This is a genomic window from Bacteroidota bacterium, from assembly GCA_016714535.1.
In the GTDB taxonomy this organism is placed as follows: domain Bacteria; phylum Bacteroidota; class Bacteroidia; order AKYH767-A; family OLB10; genus JADKFV01.
The window spans coordinates 17,540-41,419 of the sequence record JADKDR010000010.1 but is presented as its reverse complement, the minus strand read 5'-3'; the positions used below and the strand labels follow the sequence as shown (position 1 = coordinate 41,419).

General features: G+C 36.9%; 18 protein-coding genes and 2 pseudogenes. 17 read left to right on the top strand and 3 right to left on the bottom strand.

What is annotated here, in order from left to right; translation table 11 throughout:
• Window positions 1-81: 81 nt before the first annotated feature.
• Complete coding sequence (locus IPO27_13690) at window positions 82-1,881, top strand: hypothetical protein (protein MBK8847527.1); 1,800 nt, start codon at window positions 82-84, stop codon at window positions 1,879-1,881.
• A 37-nt stretch (window positions 1,882-1,918) separates the two neighbouring features.
• Here the strand turns inward: IPO27_13690 and IPO27_13685 are convergent, their stop codons facing one another.
• Window positions 1,919-2,866 carry a KpsF/GutQ family sugar-phosphate isomerase gene (locus IPO27_13685; GenBank protein MBK8847526.1) on the bottom strand — a complete coding sequence of 316 codons (948 nt, stop codon included), beginning with the start codon at window positions 2,864-2,866 and terminating at the stop codon, window positions 1,919-1,921.
• Window positions 2,867-3,490: 624 nt separating this feature from the next.
• Here IPO27_13685 and recQ point away from each other — a divergent pair.
• Window positions 3,491-5,674: a DNA helicase RecQ gene (recQ, locus tag IPO27_13680; protein ID MBK8847525.1), complete on the top strand. Its 2,184-nt coding sequence runs from the start codon at window positions 3,491-3,493 to the stop codon at window positions 5,672-5,674.
• Between the two features lie 32 nt (window positions 5,675-5,706).
• Window positions 5,707-6,042: a tRNA-binding protein gene (locus IPO27_13675; protein ID MBK8847524.1), complete on the top strand. Its 336-nt coding sequence runs from the start codon at window positions 5,707-5,709 to the stop codon at window positions 6,040-6,042.
• A gap of 519 nt (window positions 6,043-6,561) precedes the next feature.
• On the opposite strand, the gene IPO27_13670 is transcribed toward IPO27_13675, so the two are convergent.
• Complete coding sequence (locus IPO27_13670) at window positions 6,562-7,044, bottom strand: CoA pyrophosphatase (protein MBK8847523.1); 483 nt, start codon at window positions 7,042-7,044, stop codon at window positions 6,562-6,564.
• Between IPO27_13670 and IPO27_13665 the strand changes: the two genes are divergently transcribed.
• The 14 genes and pseudogenes from IPO27_13665 (at window position 7,033) to IPO27_13600 (ending at window position 22,149) form a co-directional block, all read left to right on the top strand.
• On the top strand, window positions 7,033-7,275 hold the full coding sequence (locus tag IPO27_13665) for a tyrosine-type recombinase/integrase (GenBank protein ID MBK8847522.1): 243 nt from the start codon (window positions 7,033-7,035) through the stop codon (window positions 7,273-7,275). The genes IPO27_13670 and IPO27_13665 overlap by 12 nt on opposite strands.
• Window positions 7,276-7,576: 301 nt before the next feature.
• Window positions 7,577-7,885 carry a hypothetical protein gene (locus IPO27_13660; protein ID MBK8847521.1) on the top strand — a complete coding sequence of 103 codons (309 nt, stop codon included), beginning with the start codon at window positions 7,577-7,579 and terminating at the stop codon, window positions 7,883-7,885.
• 84 nt (window positions 7,886-7,969) lie between these two features.
• Window positions 7,970-10,117: pseudogene (locus IPO27_13655) on the top strand (TonB-dependent receptor).
• Between the two features lie 33 nt (window positions 10,118-10,150).
• Window positions 10,151-10,718: pseudogene (locus IPO27_13650) on the top strand (cation transporter).
• A 287-nt stretch (window positions 10,719-11,005) separates the two neighbouring features.
• On the top strand, window positions 11,006-11,296 hold the full coding sequence (locus IPO27_13645; GenBank protein ID MBK8847520.1) for a zinc ribbon domain-containing protein: 291 nt from the start codon (window positions 11,006-11,008) through the stop codon (window positions 11,294-11,296).
• Between the two features lie 60 nt (window positions 11,297-11,356).
• A complete protein-coding gene (locus IPO27_13640; GenBank protein ID MBK8847519.1) occupies window positions 11,357-12,007 on the top strand; it encodes a hypothetical protein in 651 nt (216 codons plus the stop codon).
• A gap of 751 nt (window positions 12,008-12,758) precedes the next feature.
• On the top strand, window positions 12,759-16,139 hold the full coding sequence (locus tag IPO27_13635) for a DEAD/DEAH box helicase family protein (GenBank protein MBK8847518.1): 3,381 nt from the start codon (window positions 12,759-12,761) through the stop codon (window positions 16,137-16,139).
• A 3-nt stretch (window positions 16,140-16,142) separates the two neighbouring features.
• Window positions 16,143-16,889: a hypothetical protein gene (locus IPO27_13630; GenBank protein ID MBK8847517.1), complete on the top strand. Its 747-nt coding sequence runs from the start codon at window positions 16,143-16,145 to the stop codon at window positions 16,887-16,889.
• Window positions 16,890-17,172: 283 nt separating this feature from the next.
• The gene (locus IPO27_13625; protein MBK8847516.1) at window positions 17,173-17,652 is read left to right on the top strand and encodes an N-6 DNA methylase; all 480 of its coding nucleotides are present in this window, start codon (window positions 17,173-17,175) and stop codon (window positions 17,650-17,652) included.
• 5 nt (window positions 17,653-17,657) lie between these two features.
• Window positions 17,658-17,924 carry a hypothetical protein gene (locus IPO27_13620; protein ID MBK8847515.1) on the top strand — a complete coding sequence of 89 codons (267 nt, stop codon included), beginning with the start codon at window positions 17,658-17,660 and terminating at the stop codon, window positions 17,922-17,924.
• A gap of 650 nt (window positions 17,925-18,574) precedes the next feature.
• Window positions 18,575-18,748, top strand: a complete 174-nt coding sequence (locus IPO27_13615) for a hypothetical protein (protein ID MBK8847514.1) — start codon at window positions 18,575-18,577, stop codon at window positions 18,746-18,748.
• A 1,100-nt stretch (window positions 18,749-19,848) separates the two neighbouring features.
• Window positions 19,849-20,496: an AAA family ATPase gene (locus IPO27_13610; GenBank protein ID MBK8847513.1), complete on the top strand. Its 648-nt coding sequence runs from the start codon at window positions 19,849-19,851 to the stop codon at window positions 20,494-20,496.
• 124 nt (window positions 20,497-20,620) lie between these two features.
• The gene (locus IPO27_13605; protein ID MBK8847512.1) at window positions 20,621-21,721 is read left to right on the top strand and encodes a hypothetical protein; all 1,101 of its coding nucleotides are present in this window, start codon (window positions 20,621-20,623) and stop codon (window positions 21,719-21,721) included.
• 11 nt (window positions 21,722-21,732) lie between these two features.
• Window positions 21,733-22,149 carry a hypothetical protein gene (locus IPO27_13600; protein ID MBK8847511.1) on the top strand — a complete coding sequence of 139 codons (417 nt, stop codon included), beginning with the start codon at window positions 21,733-21,735 and terminating at the stop codon, window positions 22,147-22,149.
• Window positions 22,150-22,169: 20 nt separating this feature from the next.
• Here IPO27_13600 and IPO27_13595 read toward each other — a convergent pair whose 3' ends face one another.
• On the bottom strand, window positions 22,170-23,711 hold the full coding sequence (locus tag IPO27_13595) for an IS1182 family transposase (protein ID MBK8847510.1): 1,542 nt from the start codon (window positions 23,709-23,711) through the stop codon (window positions 22,170-22,172).
• Window positions 23,712-23,880: the final 169 nt, after the last annotated feature.

Below are 23,880 nucleotides of genomic sequence, written 5' to 3'. Positions count from 1 at the left end.
ATAAGCAACAGTAAAATGAATGCTACACAAAAAGTTATTCTATCTAAGTAAAGATGTTAAACCGTTAATAAATTTATCAAAATGAAAAGAAAAATCAGATTAGTATTGATAATGCTTGCCTTACTTAACATAAGGATGGAGCAATTGCACGGGCAATCGCAATTAAGACATTGGGCCATTTCGCCCATTAATGTGAACCTAAATGCGAATCCGGTTGTTACACCGTTGTCAACCTTTGGATTAGTAAATTCGCCACCACCCAATGAAACAGAACTACATGCCAATAGCATATATGATGACGCCCAGCAATTGGTTTTTTATATATCGGATGGCATCGTGTATGATGCTCACAATGTAAAAATAGGAGCGCTTAGCCCCGCTCCAACAAATGGTGAATTGGCAATAGTACCCTATAGCAACAATGATGGATGCCAACGCAAATTTGGGATTTATTATATGGGATATATGCCTGGAATATCCGGTGTATCAGTATTGCAAGCCGAAGTGGATATGTTTAGTTTTTCGGTAAAAACTAACACTACTCCTGTTATACAATTCGGGTTTACTGCTGAAGAAGGTGGCCTTGCCGTTAGCAATGCTTCATTGAATGGTGATAGATTTATATATGCCGTAGCAGGCAATGGCAACCAACCATTAAATGGCGCAGTGTATCAGGCAACTATACACCCTAATGGCAGTTATACACCAAGTTCTACTATACCATACCATCAACCTACCGTTGAAGCGCAATATGCTTGCCTGACAGCCGAAGTTGACTTATCGCCTGACGGGCAGTGGCTGGCATGGGCATCGTATCAAATTAAAGGACAAAATGTTACCATCGCAAGATACCATCTTATAAACATTAATGCGAATGGTGGATTCATATCATATAACAATTTTGATTTACCCGGAGTGCCGGGTAATACTACTGGTTTTAGAGGTGTAGAATTTTTTCAGGTTAATGGTGGTGCGCTAAGGCTATTTTTAGGTGCTGGTAGCGATGGTATTCATTTTGCCGATGTAAATAACTTAGCAACCTTTACTAAAGTGACAAATTCTAATCCCTTTGGTAATTCGCAAATGGAACTTGCCTTTAATGGACTCATGTATGCTTGTGCTGATAATAATCCGGGAGTCATAGATTGTTTTTATCCATCAATTCTTGCTCCAAGTATTCTTGGAGGGCAGCAAAAGTTTGACTTTGTAGATAATGGTGGCAACCCGATAAAGGCACCAGGGTTTGGTGGTCCTGCAGCTAACACTTTTTTTTACACATTACATGATCAGATAGATGATGAAAATTATGATAATATAGCTGTAAGCAGCATAGCACAAGGCCCTGCCAGCTACGATGAAATTGTAAATGCGCAACAAATAACCTGGACATACGGCAGTACTACTGCAGATAACCCTTGGGCAACATCTGTACCGGTGCATATATACCATGAGTTAAGGATAAGCGGCAACTCGCATCTTACTATTGATAACATGACATTTAAATTTAGCCCCGAAGCACGTGTTGTAATTGAACCGGGCAGCACGCTAACATTAAATAATGGTACTATTTTAACAGGTACTATGCTTGGCGCAAGTTGTGTAGATCCTTATTTCACTTGGCAAGGAGTAAGAGTACATGGCAATAGCACACTATCGCAACTTACACCTTGGGCACAAGGCAAATTGGTTGTAACCAATAATTCGAGAATTGAATATGCGGTGTGCGGAGCAAAAAATAATAATCCTTTGGGGGTTAAAACAAGTGGGGGTATTATTGAGTGTAGCAAAGGAGCAACTTTTTACAATTGCCAAACTGATGTTGAGTTAAGTGCTTATCAGAATTTTTTTCCTACAAATGGTAATGAGCTATACTTACATTGATTTCCTTATTTCTAAAAATAAAAACTCATAACACCTTTTATAAAATTCCCTCGCGCAATAAATCATGCAAATGAACAAAGCCAACAAATTGCTTATTATCCATCACAATAAGTTGGGTAATATTATTTTCCTTCATTAACTGAAAGGCTTCGCTGGCAAGCATTTGGGGCGAAGCTGTTTTGGGTTTGGCATTCATTATCTGTCGTGCTTTTATTTTGGCAAAATCTGTTTTCTTTTCAAGCATTCTTCGCAAATCACCATCGGTAATTATTCCCAACAACTTATTATTTTTTATTACGGCCGTTGCTCCCAATCGTTTGCTGCTTATTTCAACTATTACCTTATGTATTGAATCGTCAGGGGTTACTACCGGTTTTTGATTGGTGCTTACAAGGTCAGCAATTTTCAGATACAAGCGCTTTCCTAAAGCGCCACCGGGGTGAAATCTGGCAAAATCTGAAGCCGAAAAACCGCGACAGTTGATTAATGCTACCGCCAAAGCATCGCCCAAAGCCATTTGCACGGTGGTCGAAGTGGTAGGTGCCAGGTTATTGGGGCAGGCTTCTTTGCTTACCGAGGCATCAATCACATAATTGGCTGCTGTGGCAAGATAGGATGACTTATTTCCGGTAATGGCAATCAGCAAATTCTTATTGGAGGTGAGTAAAGGCGCCAACAGTTTAATCTCAGGCGTGTTGCCACTGTGCGAAATGCAAATGACTATATCATTGTTTTGCAGTGTACCCAGGTCGCCATGCACCGCATCGGCAGCATGCATAAATGCTGCAGGTGTGCCTGTACTGTTTAAGGTAGCCACAATCTTTTGTGCCACAATAGCACTCTTGCCTATACCCGTTATTACTACCCTACCCTTGCACAGTAATATTGCCTTAACGGTATTCGAAAAATTATGATCGATGCGTTGGGCGCTTACCAGTAAAGCTGTTGCCTCTAGTTTTAACGTTGTTTTGGCGTTAGCCTCTATCTTTTATCCGTATTCACACCATTGCTATTAAAAGTAATTTAACTGCGAAAATGAACATTTATTTTTTTTTAAAAATTTATTTGCACTTTGCAAATATGTTTTACTTTCGCGTTCCGCAAAAATAGGGAGTATTTTTACCTTTCATGTATTAAAATATTTTTGAAAAAAAGTAAAAAAATTTTTGTTATTGAAAATTAAATCTACATTTGAGTTACAGAAACTACCTATCCTTTAGAAAAAAGTAAAACGTAAGTTGGTGCTTTTACTACAGCAAAACAAGGTTTTACTTTTTTGGGATTTTATAATTTCAAAAAAATCGGGGGGAATTTTAAATTAACTAATATAAAATCTTTATGCAATGCGTTTGCATTACAAAAAGAACTAAAGACAGTAAAATAAAAAAATATCGTGGCAAAATCAGCACCAAAGACAGAAGCGAAAAAAAAGGCTCCTATTAAAAAAACAGCAACACCGCAGCCAAAGGCTAAAACTGCTGCAGCTGCCGCAAAACCAGCAAATGGTAAAGCAGCAAACTCAAACGGAAAATCAATAAAATCGGAAGTTACTATTAAGGAGGCTACAAAAAAAACGGCTACTGTTGATAGTGGAAATTATTCACACAAAATGTTGACAGACTCATTAATTAAGTTCTTTGGATTTGACCAATTCAAAGGATTACAAGAGCCTGTTATACGTTCGCTAATGGAGGGCAGAGACACCTTTGTAATAATGCCTACTGGTGGCGGTAAGAGTATGTGTTACCAATTACCCGCCTTGTTAAGCAAAGGAACAGCCATTATTGTTTCACCATTAATTGCCTTGATGAAAAATCAGGTAGATGCCATTCGTGGATTCAATACCGATGATGCCGTAGCTCACTTCTTAAACTCCTCTCTTAATAAATCAGAAATTGCTCAGGTAAAAAAAGATATTAAGAAAGGCACCACCAAACTGTTATATGTTGCACCCGAATCATTAACCAAAGAAGAAAACGTAGCCTTCTTAAAAGAAATAAATATTTCTTTTTATGCCATAGACGAAGCACATTGTATTTCAGAATGGGGACATGATTTTCGTCCTGAATACAGAAGGTTGCGCCCAATAATTGATGCTATCGGAAAAAAAGTTCCTATCATAGCACTTACTGCAACAGCCACCGTTAAAGTACAACAGGATATTCTCAAAAATCTTACTATACCAAATTCAGACGTATATAAAGCCTCATTTAACCGCGCCAATTTATATTATGAAGTACGCCCTAAGCAGGATGTTATAAAGGAGATAATTAAATATGTAAAACATCACCCGGGTAAATCAGGAATAATTTATTGCCTTAGCCGCAAAAAGGTTGAAGAAGTAGCACAAACATTAACCGTAAATGGAATTAAGGCTATACCTTACCATGCGGGATTGGAAGCAACGATGCGTGCCGATCATCAAGATCAGTTTTTGATGGAACGTACCGATGTTATTGTAGCAACCATCGCTTTTGGAATGGGAATTGACAAGCCAGATGTTCGTTTTGTAATTCATCATGATATTCCAAAATCGCTCGAAGGTTATTACCAGGAAACCGGAAGGGCCGGACGTGATGGTAGAGAGGGCAATTGCATTACCTTTTACTCTTATAAGGATATAGAAAAGCTTGAGAAGTTTATGAAAGGTAAGCCGGTTGCTGAACAAGAAATAGGCAAGCAACTTCTTATTGAAACAGTATCTTATGCTGAATCGTCTGTATGCCGCAGAAGAATGCTCTTGCATTATTTTGGCGAAGAATATTTACAGGAAAATTGCGGTAACTGTGATAACTGCCTGCATCCAAAAACAAAGATTGAAGCGCAGGACGAAGTAGTTTCTTTATTAGAAACTGTACTTGCCGTAAAAGAAAAACATGTGGCAGAGCATGTTATCAATGTATTGATGGGCAAATCGGATAAAGCCATTAAAGATTATGGACATGATAAACTTGACAACTATGGCGATGGTGCCGATTTTGATGCCAAGTTCTGGATGGCTGTGGTGCGTCAGGCGTTAGTTGCCGGCTTTATTTACAAAGAGGTTGAAAATTATGGTTTACTTAAACTGAATGAACGAGGACATAAGTTTATAGAAAAGCCACATTCATTCATGATAACCAAAGACCATGAATATAACAATACAGATGAAGATGATGATGATGATATAGCAGGTGGTGGTGGTGCTGCAGGTGGCGGTGCCGATCCTGAACTGTTTGCTATGCTAAAAGACCTGCGCAAAAAAATTGCTAAGCAAAAAAATGTTCCTCCATTTGTTGTTTTTCAGGACCCATCGTTAGAAGAAATGTCGATACAGTATCCAATTACCATGGATGAATTAAAAAACATTACTGGTGTTGGTGCAGGCAAGGCATTAAAATATGGAAAACCATTTATTGAACTTATTGACAAATATGTTGAAGAGAATGAGATAGAGCGCGCTGTAGACATGGTTGTAAAAAGCGTGGTAAACAAATCGGGGTTGAAGGTTTATATTATTCAAAATATTGATCGTAAAATTGCTTTAGACGATATGGCCGAGTCTAAAGGCATTACCTTGAGTGATTTGATAGGAGAACTTGAAAGCATTGTTGGCTCGGGCACTAAGATCGATATCAATTATTACCTCAATGAAGTTATTGATCCTGATAAACAGGAAGATGTGTTTGATTATTTCCGTAATGCTGAATCAGATTCGGCTCACGATGCTCTTGTAACTTTGGGCGAAGATGAGTTTACCGAAGAAGAAATTCGCTTAATGCGAATAAAGTTTATGAGCGAGTTAGGAAACTAATTTCTATTGCTTCACCCATTGTAAAAATATTAATGGAGCAAATATCATTTTCTGATTTTGGAAAAATAGAAGTTCGCACGGGCACTATTATTCATGCTGAAGTTTTTGCTAAAGCAAAAAAACCAGCTTATAAACTCAAAATTGATTTTGGGGCTTTTGGAATAAAACAATCGTCAGCACAAATTACTACACATTATACTGCTAGCGAATTAATAGGAAAGCAAATTTTAGCAGTGGTAAATTTTCCTGTAAAACAAATTGCCGATTTTATGAGCGAGTGTCTTGTACTAGGCTTATATCAACACGATGGAAGTGTAATATTAATTACCACAGAACGTTGTGTAGATAATGGATTGCGATTAGGTTGATATGTAAAGGGAATTTATTTCATTAATTTTTTAATCGTTTAAAAACCGCTCTTCGACATGTTCCGCAGGGCATGTCGAAGCACAGATATCGAAACATTTTCAATGTTTCGAAAAACTTAAACTCAAACAACATTTCAAATTACTAATTTTTCCAAAAAATAATTTACTCCTTCATTAATAGTTTCGTTACGGTAACTATATATGTTGCAGCTGCAACCATTTACGCATGATTTATGAACTACTTGCACAAGTGTTTATAAAGAAAAATGTTTGTAACACAAAGGTTCTCAAAGGAATATGCAAAGGTTCGCAAAGGGAAGGCATACAAGAAATTTCTTAAGCAATATTCTCTTTTAATATGCTTTGTGCACCTTCGTGTTTTCTTTGTGTAACTTTGTGTAAAGCATATTTGATAGTATAAATAATATGCCACTAAGGTTCGTAAAGTGAATGTAAATTTTCTCATAACAAAAATATGCAGTTGCGTCCATCCTAATAATTATTTCTTAATTCAACTTATTATTCAGCAAACATCCATACCAATTCGGCCATCATCATAGCGTTAGCACCCCATATGATGTGGTTGTTGATATGATAGCCAGGCACTTGCCTAATCATTCCGTCTTTTACGGTAACAGTAGTTTCTATTTTATTACTATGATTCAGAAATTCAAGAAATGGCAAGAGTAAAATTTCCTTTACCTCGTTATCATCTTTTTTTAGTTCAGGTATTTTATTTCCAAACGACATAAATGGATGTACCGTAAATTTGCTTACGGGAATATGGACCCTCGACAACATGCCCTCAATTTCTATCTCGCTTTGTGCAATGCCTACCTCCTCATTGGCTTCTCGTATAGCGGTATATTCAAAATTTGAATCTCCATTTTCAAACCTCCCTCCCGGAAAAGAAATCTGACCACTGTGCACCCCATCGTAATCACTACGTTTAATAAACACGATATGTGGACTAGCATTGCTTTCAAAAATATGGATGAGCACTGCACCTTGCAACAAGTTTTAAAACAATCCTTAGTGAAAGCAAATATATACAAACCCGTTACATTGCATTGGCTGCGCCATAGTTTTGCTACACACTTGCTCGAAGGTGGCACCGACCTACGTTATATACAAGAACTACTAGGCCATAGCAGCAGCCGAACCACAGAAATATATACACATGTAAGTACCAAATCGATACAAAATACTATTTCACCCTTCGATAAATTATGATAGAAAAACATTACTATTGCCATATGAATAAAACACAAAAGTAGCGCATATCCGCAGAATAGTGTTGTATATGCGCTATGATGTAGCGGGTATGCAAGTTATCCGTCATTCTATGGCGACAGTGCAACTATCTAACTTTTTGGGCGGACATTCAACCGTTTGACAAATTTCGGCAAAGCCGTTTGGCTATCCTTCGCAAAATAAAAAGAGAGGCAAAGCCACACGCAAGCCAACCCAATTTGCCTCACATTTTATTTTGCCCCAACGCTCCAACAACGACTGCAATTTCTATCTTTGACCCATGAAATTTATAACCTTCATATTAGCCTTGTATGTGTTGACACTGTCAACTGTGCCTTGCTATGTGGAGGACAAATGTTTGAACCAAGACACCTCAAACCGAACAAACCGGAACAATGACGAGCAAGGTTGCAGCGACTGTTGTTCACCGTTTGTAAGTTGCGGAACTTGTTGCGGTTTCACTTTCCACTTTACTGCCTTTTCGCTTCAAGCTACATTTCTTTCTACTGAAAAGGTATTTTCTAATTACAAGCAAACTTTCCATTCACAGTTTGCACCTTCCATTTGGCAACCGCCAAAACTTGGTTAATGTTTAGTGCCTTCGGCACAGATTATTTTCTGTGGTGCTAACGCACCACAAGCAATCATTTCATTAACATTAATCAATTCAGTAATGACAAAAAAAATCATTCTGCTACTTCTTGTAGCATTCAACTTAACAACAGTATTCGGACAGAATACATTTAAAGCGGTCATCAAAGACAACGAAACGAAAGAACCGCTTATTGGTGCAACAGCAATTGTAGAAGGAACAACCAACGGATCAACAGCCGACACCAGCGGACTTATTATCATCAGCAATATTCCATACGGAAAACAGGAAATACAATTTCGTTTCATCGGTTACGAAGAACACGAACAGGAATTTGAATTTCCTTTGTCAAACACTGAGCCGATTGAAATTTTTCTCACATCAGAGGCAGACGAGCTAAACGAAGTAGTAGTTTCATCAACACGAAGCACACGAACAATAAAGGACATTCCGACAAGAGTAGAATTTATTGCAGGAGAAGAATTAGAAGAAAAAGGCAACATGAAATCGGGAGACATCAGAATGTTGTTGAATGAAAGCACAGGAATACAAACGCAACAAACATCTGCTACAAGTGCTAACGCAAGCATACGAATACAAGGTCTTGACGGACGATACACACAAATTCTCAAAGACGGTTTTCCTTTATATTCAGGTGCAGCAAGTGGTTTAGGTTTGCTGCAAACACCACCGCTTGACTTAAAGCAAGTAGAACTTATCAAAAGGTTCCGCATCCACGCTTTACGGAGGCGGGCAATAGCAGGTTTAGTAAATTTAATTTCAAAAACACCCGAAGAAGAACGGGAATTAAAATTTCATTTCAATGGAAGTTCGGGAAAAGGTTTTGACCTGAAACGGATTTTACGGACAGCGTTTTAAAAAGGTAGGCACAACAATTTTTGCAGCACATAATCGCAATTGGGCTTACGACCCTGCTAAAATCGGTTTGACAGCCATTCCGAAATTTGAACGATATGTTTTCAATCCCAAACTATTTGTTTACTTCAATGAAAAATCAAAACTGAATTTCGGAGTGAACACAACAATTGAAAATCGTTTGGGTGGCGACATAAAATATATTGAAGGGCAAGCCGACAGCGTGCACAGTTACTTTGAAGAAAACAAAACACAACGCTATTCAACACAACTTTCTTTTGAACACCGTTTTAAAGAAACACAAAGTTTCAGTTTCAAAAACAGTGTGAGTTATTTCAATCGTAAAATTGAAATCCCGAATTATAATTTTGACGGAACACAAGTAGCATCATTCAGCGAAGCCACATATTCAAACAACAAAGAGAAAACCGACTGGGTTGCAGGTATCAATCTTTGGAGAGCCACCTTCCAGGAAAACCCGTTGGACACTTTACCATTAAGGAACTATGACTTAATCACAGTTGGAGCATTTGCACAAAAACATGGAAAGCAACAAAATGGTTAAACCTTGAAACAGGTTTCAGAACCGATTATGTAATTGACTATGGTTTTGCATTTCTTCCACGACTTTCAGCATTGTTCAAAATCACCCCGAAAATCACATCACGAATTGGAGGAGGGTTTGGCTACAAAGCACCTACAATTTTTACAGAAGAAAGCGAACGCATCCAATACAGAAATGTGTTAGCGATAAACAGCAGCACCAACAAAATGGAAAAAAGTTATGGAGCAAATGCTGATTTCAATTACCGAACTTCGTTTGCTGATGATAAGGTTACATTCAGCATCAATCAACTTTTCTTCTTCACCTACATTGATAAACCGCTATTACTGCAACAACAAATAAGCGGCTTGTATCAGTTCATCAGCGCAAACGGTAACACAAACACCAAAGGAACTGAAACCAATATCAAAATCGGTTACGTAGATTTCAAACTCTTTTGGGTTACACATTTACCGACACAGGATTGAAACAAAACGGAGTTTCAATTGAAAATCCATTGACACCAAAGCACCGCCTGAATACTATTTTGATGTATGAGATTGAAGACAAATTGAAAGTTGGTGTGGAAGCATATTATTTCAGTCCTCAAAAAATTAAGTGACGGACAACAGGAAAACAATATGTTGTTTGCGGTTTTATGATTGAGAAACTTTGGGAGAAATTTTCCAATTTATTTAAACTTTGAAAACTTCACTGACACAAGGCAAACAAGATTTGAGAGCATCTACACAGGTTCAGTAACCAATCCTGTTTTCCGTGACATCTACGCACCACTTGACGGTTTTTAATTAACGGAGGAATTAAACTTAAACTTTGACATCATGGACTTAACAAATAGCAACACACAGCAACGAAAACTTTTATGGTGGGTATTAGCCATCAACTTTTTCTTTTTCGCACTTGAAATCCTCACAGGGTTTCTTTCAAACTCTTTGGGTTTAGTGGCAGACAGTTTGGACATGCTTGCAGACGCAATCGTTTATGCACTTGCATTGTTTGCAATAGGCGGAACGGTTTTACGAAAACAGAAAATTGCAAAAGCAAGCGGATACTTTCAGTTGACACTTGCAGTTTTAGGTTTTATTGAAGTAACCAGACGGTTTTTTAGGTATTGGTGATATTCCTGACTTTCAAACAATGATTATCATTTCAATTCTTGCACTCATCGGCAATGCAATCTGTTTGTATCTCTTAAAGAAAAGTAAAAACCAAGAAGCACACATGCAGGCAAGTATGATTTTTACAAGCAACGATGTAATCGTAAACATTGGAGTAATTGCAGCAGGTGGACTTGTGTATTTAACCAACTCAAAACTGCCTGACTTAATAATTGGAACACTTGTATTTGCAATTGTTGCAAGAGGAGCAATCCGCATTTTGAAACTGTAACACGACTAACGCCAACGCATTTGCAAGCACATTTTATTTTTACCTTCGCACTATGCAACCGCACGAAAAAATAAAAAGAGCTTGCAAGCCAACGCACCCCGACAGTGCTTACAATCGTGCTAACTTGACACGACAGACACTCGGACGAAAAGAAGAACGAACCGATAACAAGGGGTTTGCGATAGCGGGGGTGCTGTGCTTCGTTGACACTTTAGTGCAAGGTGGAAGTTCAGTTCTCGGAATAAAATTTAGTGCTAAAACACCCCGCCATCGCAAACCCCAAAACGTTGGCTGTAATTATTGAAAATAAGAGAAATTTCGTAAAGATGAAAGAATACAATTATACCCAGAGTTGTAGTTTCCCTTTGAACAGAGACAAAAAAGGTGGAGGAACGGAGAAAGATGGAACAATAAGCAACAAGTTTTGTTCCATGTGTTATGAGAATGGGGAATTTTTAACCCCACCTGAAATTGATACACCACAAAAGATGCAGAAGTTCTGCATACAAGAAATGAAGAAATCCGGTATCAACGGTTTTCTTGCATGGATAGCTCCCCAGAACTATTCCAAAACTTGAACGCTGGAAATCGTGATGCCTATTTCATTTAAAAACATTTATTATTTAGCTTCAAAGTCAATGAACAAACAACAAGTCATCGACTGGTTAATGGAGGGAGATGTTTCAATTCAATACCAGGTATGGCGTGATTTGTTAGGAGTTAAAAAAAAGAAACTTCAGGAAAGAATAGCGAATGAAGGATGGGGTTTCAAATTCTTGTCAAAACGCAATCCTGATGGTCATTGGGGGGAGAGATTCTATCAGCCCAAATGGATTTCTACTCATTACACTTTGCTTGACCTTCGCAATTTAAATCTTCCATCAAATAATACGATTGTACAAGAGACCATTGAACTGGTTTTAAAAAACAATATATCAGATGATGGAGGGATTCGATTGGGTCCATCCACATCTCAACATAGTGATGTTTGTGTTAACGGCATGTTTTTAAATTATGCTTCCTATTTCGAAACACCTGAAAAGAATTTACATCCCCTTATTGACAGTATTTTAAATGAGGTTATGCCAGATGGAGGATTTAACTGTCGTACAACAAGAAGTGGAGCTAGACATAGTTCTTTGCATACTTCTCTTTCTGTAGTTGAAGGCATAACAGAATTTCAAAAAGCAGGATACACCTATAGAAAAGATGAATTACACAGTTCCATAGAAAGTGTAATAGAATTTATATTGCGGCATCAGTTATTCTTGTCTGAGACAGAACGGTAAATTATTAATAAAAATTTTTTAAAGCTAACTTATCCCTGTAGATGGAAGTATGATATCCTTCGGGCAATGGACTTTTTTCAATATGCTGGAATTGAATGGGATAACAGAATGGAAGCTGCATTGAATATTCTAAAAATGAAATGTAATAATGAAGGTGCTTGGAATGTGTCTGCTCCTCATTCAGGACAAGTACACTTCAAAATGGAAAAAACTGGTTGTTCGGGAAAACAAACCAGGTAAGCTTTTTAAATGTAAAGGCTTGACATAGTATTAACTATTAACTGCAGCCAACAGCACCTAAATGCAAGGATTTAAGCCTTTTTTTCCATTGTAATAGTTTTGTGGTAGGAAAATAATTTATATCTTTTTTAATAATCATTTATTGCGTGTAAATCCAATTTTAGCTGCAAAACGTTATAGCCAATGGTAGGACGACCGTTACAAAGACGACCAACAGACCAAAACTTTAAACATTAAAACAAAGACAAACCATTTTGACAGGTGACCAACATACAGACCATATTTCAAAAGGACAACGAGTAAGCCGACACTCAATGCCGACCCTTCTGTATTTTTTATTTTCCCCACCGCACATTTTTTTTAATTCAATTTTAGCCAGCCGCACAAATGGCACATTTGGTTTTGCCCGACACACAAGCCAACCCTTCGCAAAACCAAAAGAGCCATTTTTTGCCAACGCACCTATAGGAATAAATTACGATATTCACGACATCATTTTAACAGACAATTAATGCTATTAGATAATAAAACCAAGACAGAAGACAGCGACCACTATAAAGTGTTTGACTTCATTAAAAACTACACTGAAAGCGGTGGACTTGACCTTGTGACAGGTTTCTTTTCTGTTAATGCTTTGGCTTTAATGAAAGACGACATTAACCAAGCAGAAAAATTCAGACTGATTTTGGGTAATTTAATGCAGGACGAAGCACAATTAAATAAAGTAATTGACCTGCTTAACGGCAACACAAGTATAAGCGGGACACTTTCTTTGAGTGCAGCAGCTCAAAAAGCAGTTGAGTTTTTGCAACAAGACAAGGTTTTAGTAAAATCTATTCAACGGAATTTTTGCCACGCAAAAACTTATATCTACAACGACAAAGATTCAAGAAAGAACTTTCACATTATTGGAAGTTCCAACCTTACAGACGCTGGACTTGGAATTAAAGAAAGCAGCAACATTGAATTAAACACAGCAGCAACAGGAAATGACAATGACTACAAAGAATTGAAAAAGTGGTTTAAGCATCAGTGGGAAAATGTTGCTCTTGAAAAAATTGAATTGCCTGACAAAACCAAAATTGAAGTAAAGCAACACATTATTGAATTGATTAAAAACCTTTTCAAAGAATACACACCACACGACCTTTATTACAAAGTTCTTTATGAACTTTTCAAAGACGACTTACTTGAACTTTCGGGCGATGCAGAATTCAAACGCGAAATTGCTCACTTAGAAGAAACCATCATTTACAAAACACTTTTCTCCTACCAACAAAAAGGAGCAATCAGCCTAATTAAAATGCTCCAAAAATTCAATGGAGCAATTTTAGCAGATGCCGTTGGTTTGGGTAAAACTTGGACTGCTTTGGCAGTAATGAAATATTTTGAAATCAAAGGTTACACAGTTGTTTTGTTTTGTCCTAAAAAACTTCGCAACAACTGGGAGCAATATCAATCACACAGAGGTTCAAGATTTGAGAAAGACGAAATTGAATACTATGTAAGAAACCACACTGACTTCCAAGACGAAAGACTCACCAATAACTATCCCGACTTTCCACTTTCCAAATTGCAACGAAAACAAAAACTGCTTTTGGTAATTGATGAAAGTCACAACCTACGCAACGACAAATCTTCACGCTACAAATTCTTTGTTGACAATGTTTTGCTGCCTGAAAAAACAAATCGAGATGTAAAGGTTTTGCACCTTTCAGCAACTCCAATCAACAACAAACTGATGGACATTCGTAATCAGTTTAAATTGATGACCAAAGGGCAAGACAATGGTTTTAAAGAAACCGATTTGGAAATTGACAGCCTTGAAAACATTTTCAGAACAGCACAAAAAGACTTTAGCGCATGGTCTGTTCTTGAGGACAGAAAAATTGCAGACTTCATTGCTAAACTTCCACAAAAATTTGAAAAACTAACTGATGCTTTAATTGTAGCAAGAACAAGAAAACTGATTGAAGGTGAATTCGGAGAAATGAATTTCCCGAAAAAGGACGACCCGATAAATGAATACATCACACCCGAAAATTTAGGCGACCTAAAATCATTTGATGATATTTTAAATGCATTACGTGTAAACCTTACGGCTTACCGACCATCGGAATACATCAAAGACTTGAAAGTGGAAAGCGTTTTGGAAAACCCAAAACAGCGGGAAAAATTCTTGGTAAAAATGATGTATATACTTTTGATGAAGAGACTGGAATCAAGTTGGTTTTCATTCAAAAGCACTGTTGAAAATATTTTGAATCATCACATTAACGCATTAGACAAAGTAAATCTGTTTATCAAAAATCAAACAGATAGTTCACTAGAAGATGATTTTACGGACGAAGAACAAGAAGAAATTGACGAAACAGCAGCAGAGATAGAAGCAGAAAACGACCAACCAATTACAATTGGAAAGAAAAATCCAATTCCACTTTCATCTATCACAAACATTGACCTTTTCAAAAAGCATTTGGAAGCCGATGTAACAAAATTAACCAATCTCAAAAAAAGTCTTGTTAAGTTTGAAGCAGAGTTTAATGCTGGGAAAGCCGATGATGATAAACTCAATAAACTGATTGAACACATAAACACCAAACAACAGAAATCGGAAAACAAAAAAATATTGGTGTTTACTGTATTCAAAGACACAGCAAAATTCCTTTATGATGAATTGAAAAAGAAAGAATTTAAAAACGCTGCTTTTGTTTCAGGTTCTATCAGCGAAACCTTTGATGGCTATTCAGGCGATAGGTTTGAACTTATTTTGGAACGCTTCGCCCCTTTCACCAAACTATACAATGAAAAGGACTGGACTGAACTTTATAAAAAGGAAAACCTTTCAGAAGATTACAAAGAAGCAGATAAATGGAAAGTGCCTTATGAAAAGTGGCTTGAACTAATTACCAAACACGATAAGGTAACACTAAAGAAAATTGAAAACCCGATTGATGTATTGATTGCCACCGACTGTTTAAGTGAAGGACAAAACTTACAAGATTGCGACACGGTTGTAAACTATGATATTCACTGGAATCCTGTTCGACTTATTCAGCGAATGGGACGTATTGACCGCATTGGTTCACCAAACAAAACCATTAAAGGAATCAATTTTTGGCCAGGCAAAAACTATGAAGATTACTTGCGACTAAAATCGAGAGTTGAAAACAGAATGGCATTGATGAGTGTAGTTGGAACAGAACTGGACGACAAAATGACCCCCGAATTTCAGCGAATGGTAGAAGAAAATCCATTGTTGCCAAAGCAAGCCCAAAAAATGCTGGAACAGTTACAAGTTACTTGGGATGATGTGGAAGTAAGTGACGAAACACTTGGATTGAATGACCTTTCATTGGAGCAGTTCAGACAAGAATTATTTGAGTTCTTCAAAAAGAACGAAGAGTTTTTCAAGAAAATACCAAACGGAGTTTTCACAGGTTTTAAATTCAGACCTAACACAAAATGGAAAACAATGCCTGACAGCATTGTGGCGGTTTTGGGTTATCCGAAAAGACCTGATGAAAAAATAGACCACGTTTACGATGAAATTCATTTATTACATCAAAGTATTGAAGATGGTAAAAGCGGAAAGTTGGTATTAAATAACAATCAGGAAATTTTAACCTTGCTTCGCAATCACAAATTGGAAGCCCGTTATGTTCCCAATAATATTGACAAAGGCGAACAAGCCGTTTTAGATAAACTGGCTGATGCTGTTGGCACTTGGGTAAAATCACAAACAACACCAGTTGCGGTAAACCAAATACAGGATTTGTTTACTGGCGATGTAACACCCAAGAAAATATCACCCGAACAAAAGAAACTTGAAGATAAATTCAAGAGTGAGAATTTCGATTTAATCAATTGGTTTGTAATTTCTAATAAGTAAACAATGAAACTAAACATATTCAATACAGCCAATCTTTTTGAAGCAGCCACCAATCTGTTTCAACAGTTGGGTATAAAACTCAACTCCAATACAGCCGAGCCATTGCCTGTAAAGGATTTGCTAAAACAGCATTACAAAGACAACGATACGTTTAGAACCATTGGGAAAACCTATTTCATTGGAATAATCGACAACACCGTTTTTCAAGCCACTGGAATGTTTGATGTAAATTATTCTTACAAAGAAGCATTACAACAAGGCGACAAAAACTATGATGGCTTAATGCTATTTGCTTTAGAGTTAAGCAAACAACCCACTCGAACCGAAATATCAGACCTTACAAGAACCTTCAACCGCATCAGTCAGAAAATGCCTGTTGCTTTGGTTTTGAAATACAAAACTGGCAATGAAGCTTGTTTTTCAATAGCCATTAGCGAACGCTTTAAATACAAACAAAACTGGCGACAAGGTGAAAAGGCTGGAAAAGTAATTATCCTTCGTGACATACAAACAGTAACCACTCACGCAGGACACGAGAGAATTTTACTAGATTTGGTAAAACCAGTTGGCGTTACCAATTACGACCAACTGCACCAACATTGGTTGCAAGTGTTGGATGTAAACATCCTCAACAAAAAATTCTTTCAGGATTTGGCAAACTGGTATTTCTGGGCAATGGATATTGTTTCGTTTCCTGATGATTTGGAAAAAAAAAAGATGTTCGCAATGCAACCAACCTCATTCGCTTAATTACTCGAGTGTTTTTATTTGGTTCATCAAAGAAAAATCACTTGTTCCAAATGCTTTGTTCAATAAATCGCATTTAGATAAAATCCTAAAAGACTTCAACAAGAACAAAAAATCGCAAAACTACTACAATGCCATTTTACAGAACCTGTTTTTGGAACACTGAACCAAAAAATGGATGAACGAAAATTTGCAAAGAAGGTGAAATATAAAACAAATAGAAGAATACGGAGTTAAAAACCTGTTCCGTTATGCTGACCTTTTCAATATATCCGAAAAGGAAGCAATGCAATTGTTTAAAGATGTTCCTTTCTTAAACGGTGGTTTGTTTGACTGTTTGGACAAGCCAAACGAAGAAGGCAAAATTGTTTATGTAGATGGTTTTAGCCGCAACCCAAAGAAACAAGCTATAATACCCGATTATGTTTTCTTTGGTGAAGAAATAGTTGACCTGAATGAAATTTACGGCACACGAAACAAAACCTACAAATCAAGAGGCTTAATAAATCTGTTGGAGAGTTACAAATTTACCGTTGCAGAAAACACACCGCTTGAAGAAGAAATTGCCCTTGATCCCGAATTATTAGGTAAAGTATTTGAAAACTTATTGGCAAGCTACAACCCCGAAACACAAACAACCGCAAGAAAACAAACAGGTAGCTTTTATACGCCAAGAGAGATTGTAAACTATATGGTGGACGAATCATTGTTGGAATACATCAAGCAAAATGTAAAAACGAAGATGATGATTTTGAAACCCGATTAAGTGAGTTGATTTCTTATTCCGAAACACCAAACCCTTTTGACGAAAAAGAAACCAAAGCATTAATAGAAGCCATAAACAATTGTAAAATATTGGACCCTGCCTGCGGTTCGGGTGCTTACCCAATGGGCATTTTGCACAAGATGGTGCATTTGCTGCAAAAGCTTGACCCCGAAAATAAACTTTGGAAAGCCTTGCAACGACAAAAGGCAATGGAAGAAACAGAAGGACCGCTTTTAAAATTGGTGACAAAGAAGAAAGAGGGAAAAGGCTAAATGAAATAAACGATGTATTTGAAAACAACGCCAGCGATTACGGTCGTAAATTGTATTTGATTGAAAACTGCATTTACGGAATAGACATACAACCCATAGCAGTGCAGATTTCAAAATTGCGTTTCTTCATTTCTTTAATTATTGACCAAAACAAACAAGCCCAAAGAAAACTTTGGCATTAGGAGTTTGCCCAATTTGGAAACAAAATTTGTAGCAGCAAATACTTTGATTGGTTTAGACAAACCTACAAATCATCTGTTTGCGGAAACCAATCCAATAAGAAAATAGAAAATGATTTAAAAAATGTTCGTCACGAATATTTTTCGGCCTCTAATAGAGAAGAAAAAAAACGACTTCAAAAGGAAGACAAAAAGTTAAGGAAACAAATTTCTGAACTAATAAAAGACCAACTCATAAAAAAGGGTGATTCAGAGATAGCAGAATTGATGCAATTAACTAGAGGATGAAAACGGAATTTGAAAACAATTAGAAAAGAGTAAAGAAGATGTTGAAATCATTAGGACAACAGATATTTTCGGGGAAATAACCCAAACTAAAATTGATAAAAAAGCGAAAAAAATAAAAGCTCAAAAAGATAGAATTAGCCATTTTGAAAAAGACTTGCAAATAAAAGGTCGGCACCAATAAATATGCTATTGAAAGTAGCTGAGCAAATAGCCTCTTTTGACCCTTACGACCAAAACACTTCTGCACCTTGGTTTGACCCTGAATGGATGTTTGGATTAACAACTGGGTTTGATATTGTAATTGGTAATCCTCCATATAAAATTCTAACTAAAAACAATATGACCAAAAGGAACTAGCCTATTTTATTAAAAGATAAAATCCATTCAAGGCTCATATTCTAAAAACTCTTTCTTTTATTTTTTTGAAAAGGCTTTTGGCTTACAATCTAAAAAATTCAACTCTTTCATTTGATTCAGAAGGGCTATTAAAACAAAAGTTATTCAATTTGTGTAGATGAGTTAATAAGAATGCAAATTATGTTGGAAGAATTTCAACTACGTTTTCAAATTAATTGCAGGAAATTTAATTTTTCATTTTCTAAGAACAAAAAATTTGAAAAACTTCATATTGATGCAATGCCACCTAATGAATTCATAAGGGATTCCAGTTTAACGGCTAAATTGATTTGAAACTAAACCCTTAAAGGAAGTTTCAACAGTATTTAAAGGAATGGAGGAGCAAGACAGAGATTCTGTTTTATCTGAAAGTTCAAAGGGGAAGAAAAGTATTTTCACTTGCAAGAATATATCCAAGTGGAAAATCAATTCTAAATACTATACAATTACAATGATTTAGAAATTATTGAGGAACAAAGAAAAATTGAAAAGCACAACCAAATTCAGAGAATTTTGATTATGAAGAAACTGGTGATACTTTTTTCTGCTCATATCTAAATGAAAAAGCACTAAAAGAAAGCACTCTTTATTCTGTTGAGTTTTAATGCCAATATAAAACCACTAAAGTCATCTTGGGCTTTCTAAATTCAAGGATTCTGCATTACTACAACAAGGAGCTCTTTATTACAACAAAAAGGTTTCATCTTTTAATGACGGATTCGGAACCTACCCATAACAAACTTAAGCGAATTTCAAAAACATTTTAAACGCTATTGACTTTATTTTGCTTCAAAAGAGTTTGGATGTAGATTCCACTTTTTTTGAACGCCTAATTGATGCAATGGCTTATGAATTGTATTTACCTGAAGAAATAAAAGCAGGTGGTGCGGAGTTTTAAAGCACCTTGGCAATTTACCAGAACTCAAAGAAGAGCAAGACGAAAAGAATTTGAAAACCATAGAAAAGGTTTGCAAAGAATTGTCAGACCCGAAGCACCCTATTAGTGCTGCATTGCTTAAATTATTGACCATTGAAGAAGTAAACATCATAGAAGGAAGAAAGTGAAACGGATAACGAAATTAGAAATATCAAATTTTCGTGCCTTCTTTGATAGTTACACCGTTGAACTAAACAAAGGAGAGAACTTGCTTATTTATGGCGAGAATGGAAGTGGTAAAAGTTCGTTTTACAAATCGTTGAGCAACTTTTTAAGCAGTAGCCAGGATACCGCATATCCATACATCAGGCATCACAACAAAGACACAGAAGAAGGAAACGTTTCTTTTACTTTCAATGATTACGATCCTTTAACAAATACAATCACATCAGCGGATGAAGTATTTAATTTTGGAACGCTTTCGGTTACGACCGATACAGAGCAGTTTTTGAAAACCGCAGAACTCACCAAAGGCTTTTTGGATTACAGAGGTTTGCTTGCCGTTTACAATCACAGCGAAGCACAGCCGAACTTATTCCCATTAATTGTTGAAATTCTGCTCAAAGAATTTATTCCTGTAGGTGGCACTCATCCAATGGGCAAAAGGTTTGTTCATTTAAAACACCAAATTGAAACTGCTTATACAAGGGTAACTTGGCAATACAGAAATGCAATTCCTGCAATGCTTACTTACGAAACATCATTGAGAACGGTTTTGAAAGGTGTTTTTTTGCAACTCAATGCATTTCTGATAAAGTATTTCCAAACTTAATCTTCGTGTTTGGTATTCATTAACACCACTTGTAGCTCCTGTAAATAATTGGGGATACATACCAACTGAACTAAAACTTGAAATCAAATTAAATGGAAAGTTAGTTGTTCATCAATCAGACTATTTGAACGAAGCAAGATTGTCTGCTTTGGCAATATGCCTTTACTTGGCAATTTTGAAACGCAATCCACAACCTATTGACTACAAAGTTTTGTTTTTAGATGATGTTTTTATTGGCCTAGACCTTACCAACCGCTTACCAATTCTGGACATCATAAAGAATGAATTTTCAGATTATCAAGTATTCATCAGCACTTACGACAGACATCTTTATGAATTAGCAAAACGAAAATTTGAAACTGAAACCCCTGACAGATGGAAATCAGTTGAACTTTTTGTAGGAAAAGATACAATCAATAATGAACCAGTTGACAGGCCTATTTTGGTTGTAGGCGAAAGCCATTTTGAGAAAGCAACTCAATATCTTCACGACAGAGTTAAACCAGATTATCCTGCTTCTGCAAATTATTTAAGAAAAGCGTTGGAGGAATTAATTCAAGATTATATTCCTGAGTGGGAAACAGTAGATGCCGAAAACACACAGTTACCCGATTATCAATTAACCCAACTAATCATAAGGACAAAAAGGTTTTTAGCTAATTCAGGTAACACTACCGAATACATTGACAAAATCAACTCTCTACTTTCTTCATTACTACATCCTCTTTCACATCACGAAATTACTTCTCCAGTTTATAGAGGGGAATTGGTAATAATTGAAAGCAACTTTTTGAAGTTAAAGCAACAACTAATTGACTTAGACATCTCAAATAACTTTAAGTGCTGTTTAGAAGGCAGCAAAAGACTTAAAATGACTTTTACAATAGATGCAGGTGCAAATCATTTCAGCTATTACGAATTGATTTTAAAAGAACCTTTGACAATGAAACTAAACGGGACAGCAATGCCAATCATTTCAAAAGTTCATTGTGTTGCAGACAGGTGTTACGGAAACAACGGAGCAGTTGCATATCCGACATTCAACCCTGATAAGAAAAGTCCTGATTTTAATTACGAATCACTGAGTAACGCCTATGACAGAATTCACAATTATATAATCGGAACTCCAATTGGGGCATTTCCTAAAGCAGCAGACTATTTGACAACAATACAATATCACGATGGAACAAATTGGCAACCTCTTTCAAATATAATTGTATGGTAAACCCACGCTATTTGCAAGCACATTGCCAAAGCCGCACAAGCCAACGCACAGACCAAAGCTTTGTCAAAGAGCTTGCAAAGCCAACGCAAGACAAAATTGTTTTTAAAAAATTTCCAACGCTTCTAAAAAAAATAAAAAACGCAACGCACAGCCGACACTCAATGACACAAAAACTCAATACTGACAATGGTTTGCAAGGACGGTGGACAAGAACCACTGGCTATAACACGGGTTTGGCAAAAGTGGCGGTTCAGTACTCCGCAGACACATTTGTGGTTAATCAAAGTTTGGTTCTCCGCATCAACATTTGTGGTGAAAATCGCCACCTTCGCCAAGCCCGAAAACGTCAGGTTGTGAAAAAACCCATTTTGGAAAATTATACGAGCCAAAATTCTGCTTTAACCATGACTATATACGATTTAGGGTGATTTTAACCAAGGCAGTTTTTTTAGGCCGCTACACTATACTCGTAAAATTGGATGCGTAGAAATTGATGTAATGCAGTCGTTTTTGATTGAAGCCGTGGAATCCTTTTGTAATCTGGTTTCCAATTTTTTAATTTTTGTAACAGTGGCTGTATACCTAGTATGTTAATTGTGCGCTTGAGGTTGTACACGGTCATGATGAGGCTCCATTCTCCGTTCACTTTTATTAATCCTTTCAGATTTGTGTAGTAATATCCCCATACTCTTTTGATGGTTCCAAATATGTGTTCATTTATTTCTTGTCGCTTTCGGTACAATTCTTTGTTGTTGTGGTAGCGGGCATTGTTGGCTTCTACTTCGGCTGCAAATTCGCTGCGTTCTATTTCGCGGCCTCCTTTGGCGCGCCCTGTGCACAGGTGTTTTGCAGGGCAGGTTTTACATTTTGGTGTACGGTATTTTTTAAATTGGTAAGTATCGCGCTCGCGCGATTTGCGATGCCATGTGCCTGTGGTTGTTAGTGTTGCGCCTTGTGGACATGTATATGTATCGGTGCTTTCATCGTATACAAACTTAGTTACTACGTAATCGGGGGTGGTGCCATGCTCGTTGCTGTTTACTATTTCGGGTGGTGCTACAATGGTGGTTATGCCTGCTTGTGTGGTCTGCTGTATCTGCCTACCGTTGTGATACCCTTTATCTACTATTACTGTATACGTTTCTACCTCCATGTTTTGTTTTGCTTCTTTGGCAATATCAGTAAGCGCATTTCTATCATTGCGATTTATGGTATGTGTGGCTACTACTAATTTATGTTTTTCATCTACTGCTGCTTGTGTATTGTAACTCACTTCCACAACCTGGCCTTGTATGAGCAAGGCACGTGCATCGGCATCGGTGGTGCTTATTTGTGGCTGACCACTCTGGGCTAACTCTTTCTGCAAGGCTTCGTAGTTAATTTTGCTGGCTTTTAATTTTTCAATTTTATGTGCTATATCATCTATTTTCAATTCCTGTTCGTTGGCATCGCAAGCGTCTAATTGAGTTATATACTCATTAACCTTGTTTTCGATATAGGTCAAATGGCGTTCTATTTTTTTGGGATTGTAATTATTCTTCTTGCTATTGTGTGCTCGAGACTTGGTACCATCAATGGCTATTAATTCTTTACCAAGCAAATCGCAATCTGAAAGAAACTGCACAAACAACTTAAAGGTGTTGCGCAAGGCTTGGGAGTTGTCTTTACGGAAGTCTGCTATACTATGGTAATTGGGAACAAGGTTGCCGCACAACCATTGCATTTCAACATTACGCATGCACTCGCGCTCAAGCTTACGCGATGAGCGTATGCCGTTGATGTAACCGTATATGTATACTTTGAGAAACAACTTTCTATCGAACGATGGACGCCCCTCAGTGTTGATGTTAGTTACCTCAAACTGTAACTGAGGTAAATCGAGCTTATCAACAAATGCATCGATAAAACGAACTGGGTTGTTTGCCGAAATACGACAGTCAAGCGAACTAAAATCTACCTGATGTCTATTGGCTTGCGCTATGTGCTGCATGCAAAAAATATTTTTTCAAAAATAGTAATCACCAGTGCTTATGTTTTTTATTTTTACCACATGTTATTAACGTGTGGCTGTTGAGGAAATGGTTTTTTCACAGGCTGACGTTACCTGCAACCCGTTGGGACAGTGCGAACTTTGAACTGATAGACATAAAAAGAACATT

Bases quoted from the DNA above. Each gene is read 5' to 3' on its own strand.
- IPO27_13595 (MBK8847510.1), bottom strand. From the start codon at position 23,711: ATGCAGCACATAGCGCAAGCCAATAGACATCAGGTAGATTTTAGTTCG.
- IPO27_13640 (MBK8847519.1), top strand. From the start codon at position 11,357: ATGAACAAACAACAAGTCATCGACTGGTTAATGGAGGGAGATGTTTCA.
- IPO27_13660 (MBK8847521.1), top strand. From the start codon at position 7,577: ATGAAATTTATAACCTTCATATTAGCCTTGTATGTGTTGACACTGTCA.
- IPO27_13675 (MBK8847524.1), top strand. From the start codon at position 5,707: ATGGAGCAAATATCATTTTCTGATTTTGGAAAAATAGAAGTTCGCACG.
- IPO27_13625 (MBK8847516.1), top strand. From the start codon at position 17,173: ATGCAATTGTTTAAAGATGTTCCTTTCTTAAACGGTGGTTTGTTTGAC.
- IPO27_13690 (MBK8847527.1), top strand. From the start codon at position 82: ATGAAAAGAAAAATCAGATTAGTATTGATAATGCTTGCCTTACTTAAC.
- IPO27_13635 (MBK8847518.1), top strand. From the start codon at position 12,759: ATGCTATTAGATAATAAAACCAAGACAGAAGACAGCGACCACTATAAA.
- recQ (MBK8847525.1), top strand. From the start codon at position 3,491: ATGTTGACAGACTCATTAATTAAGTTCTTTGGATTTGACCAATTCAAA.
- IPO27_13665 (MBK8847522.1), top strand. From the start codon at position 7,033: ATGGATGAGCACTGCACCTTGCAACAAGTTTTAAAACAATCCTTAGTG.
- IPO27_13615 (MBK8847514.1), top strand. From the start codon at position 18,575: ATGCTATTGAAAGTAGCTGAGCAAATAGCCTCTTTTGACCCTTACGAC.
- IPO27_13630 (MBK8847517.1), top strand. From the start codon at position 16,143: ATGAAACTAAACATATTCAATACAGCCAATCTTTTTGAAGCAGCCACC.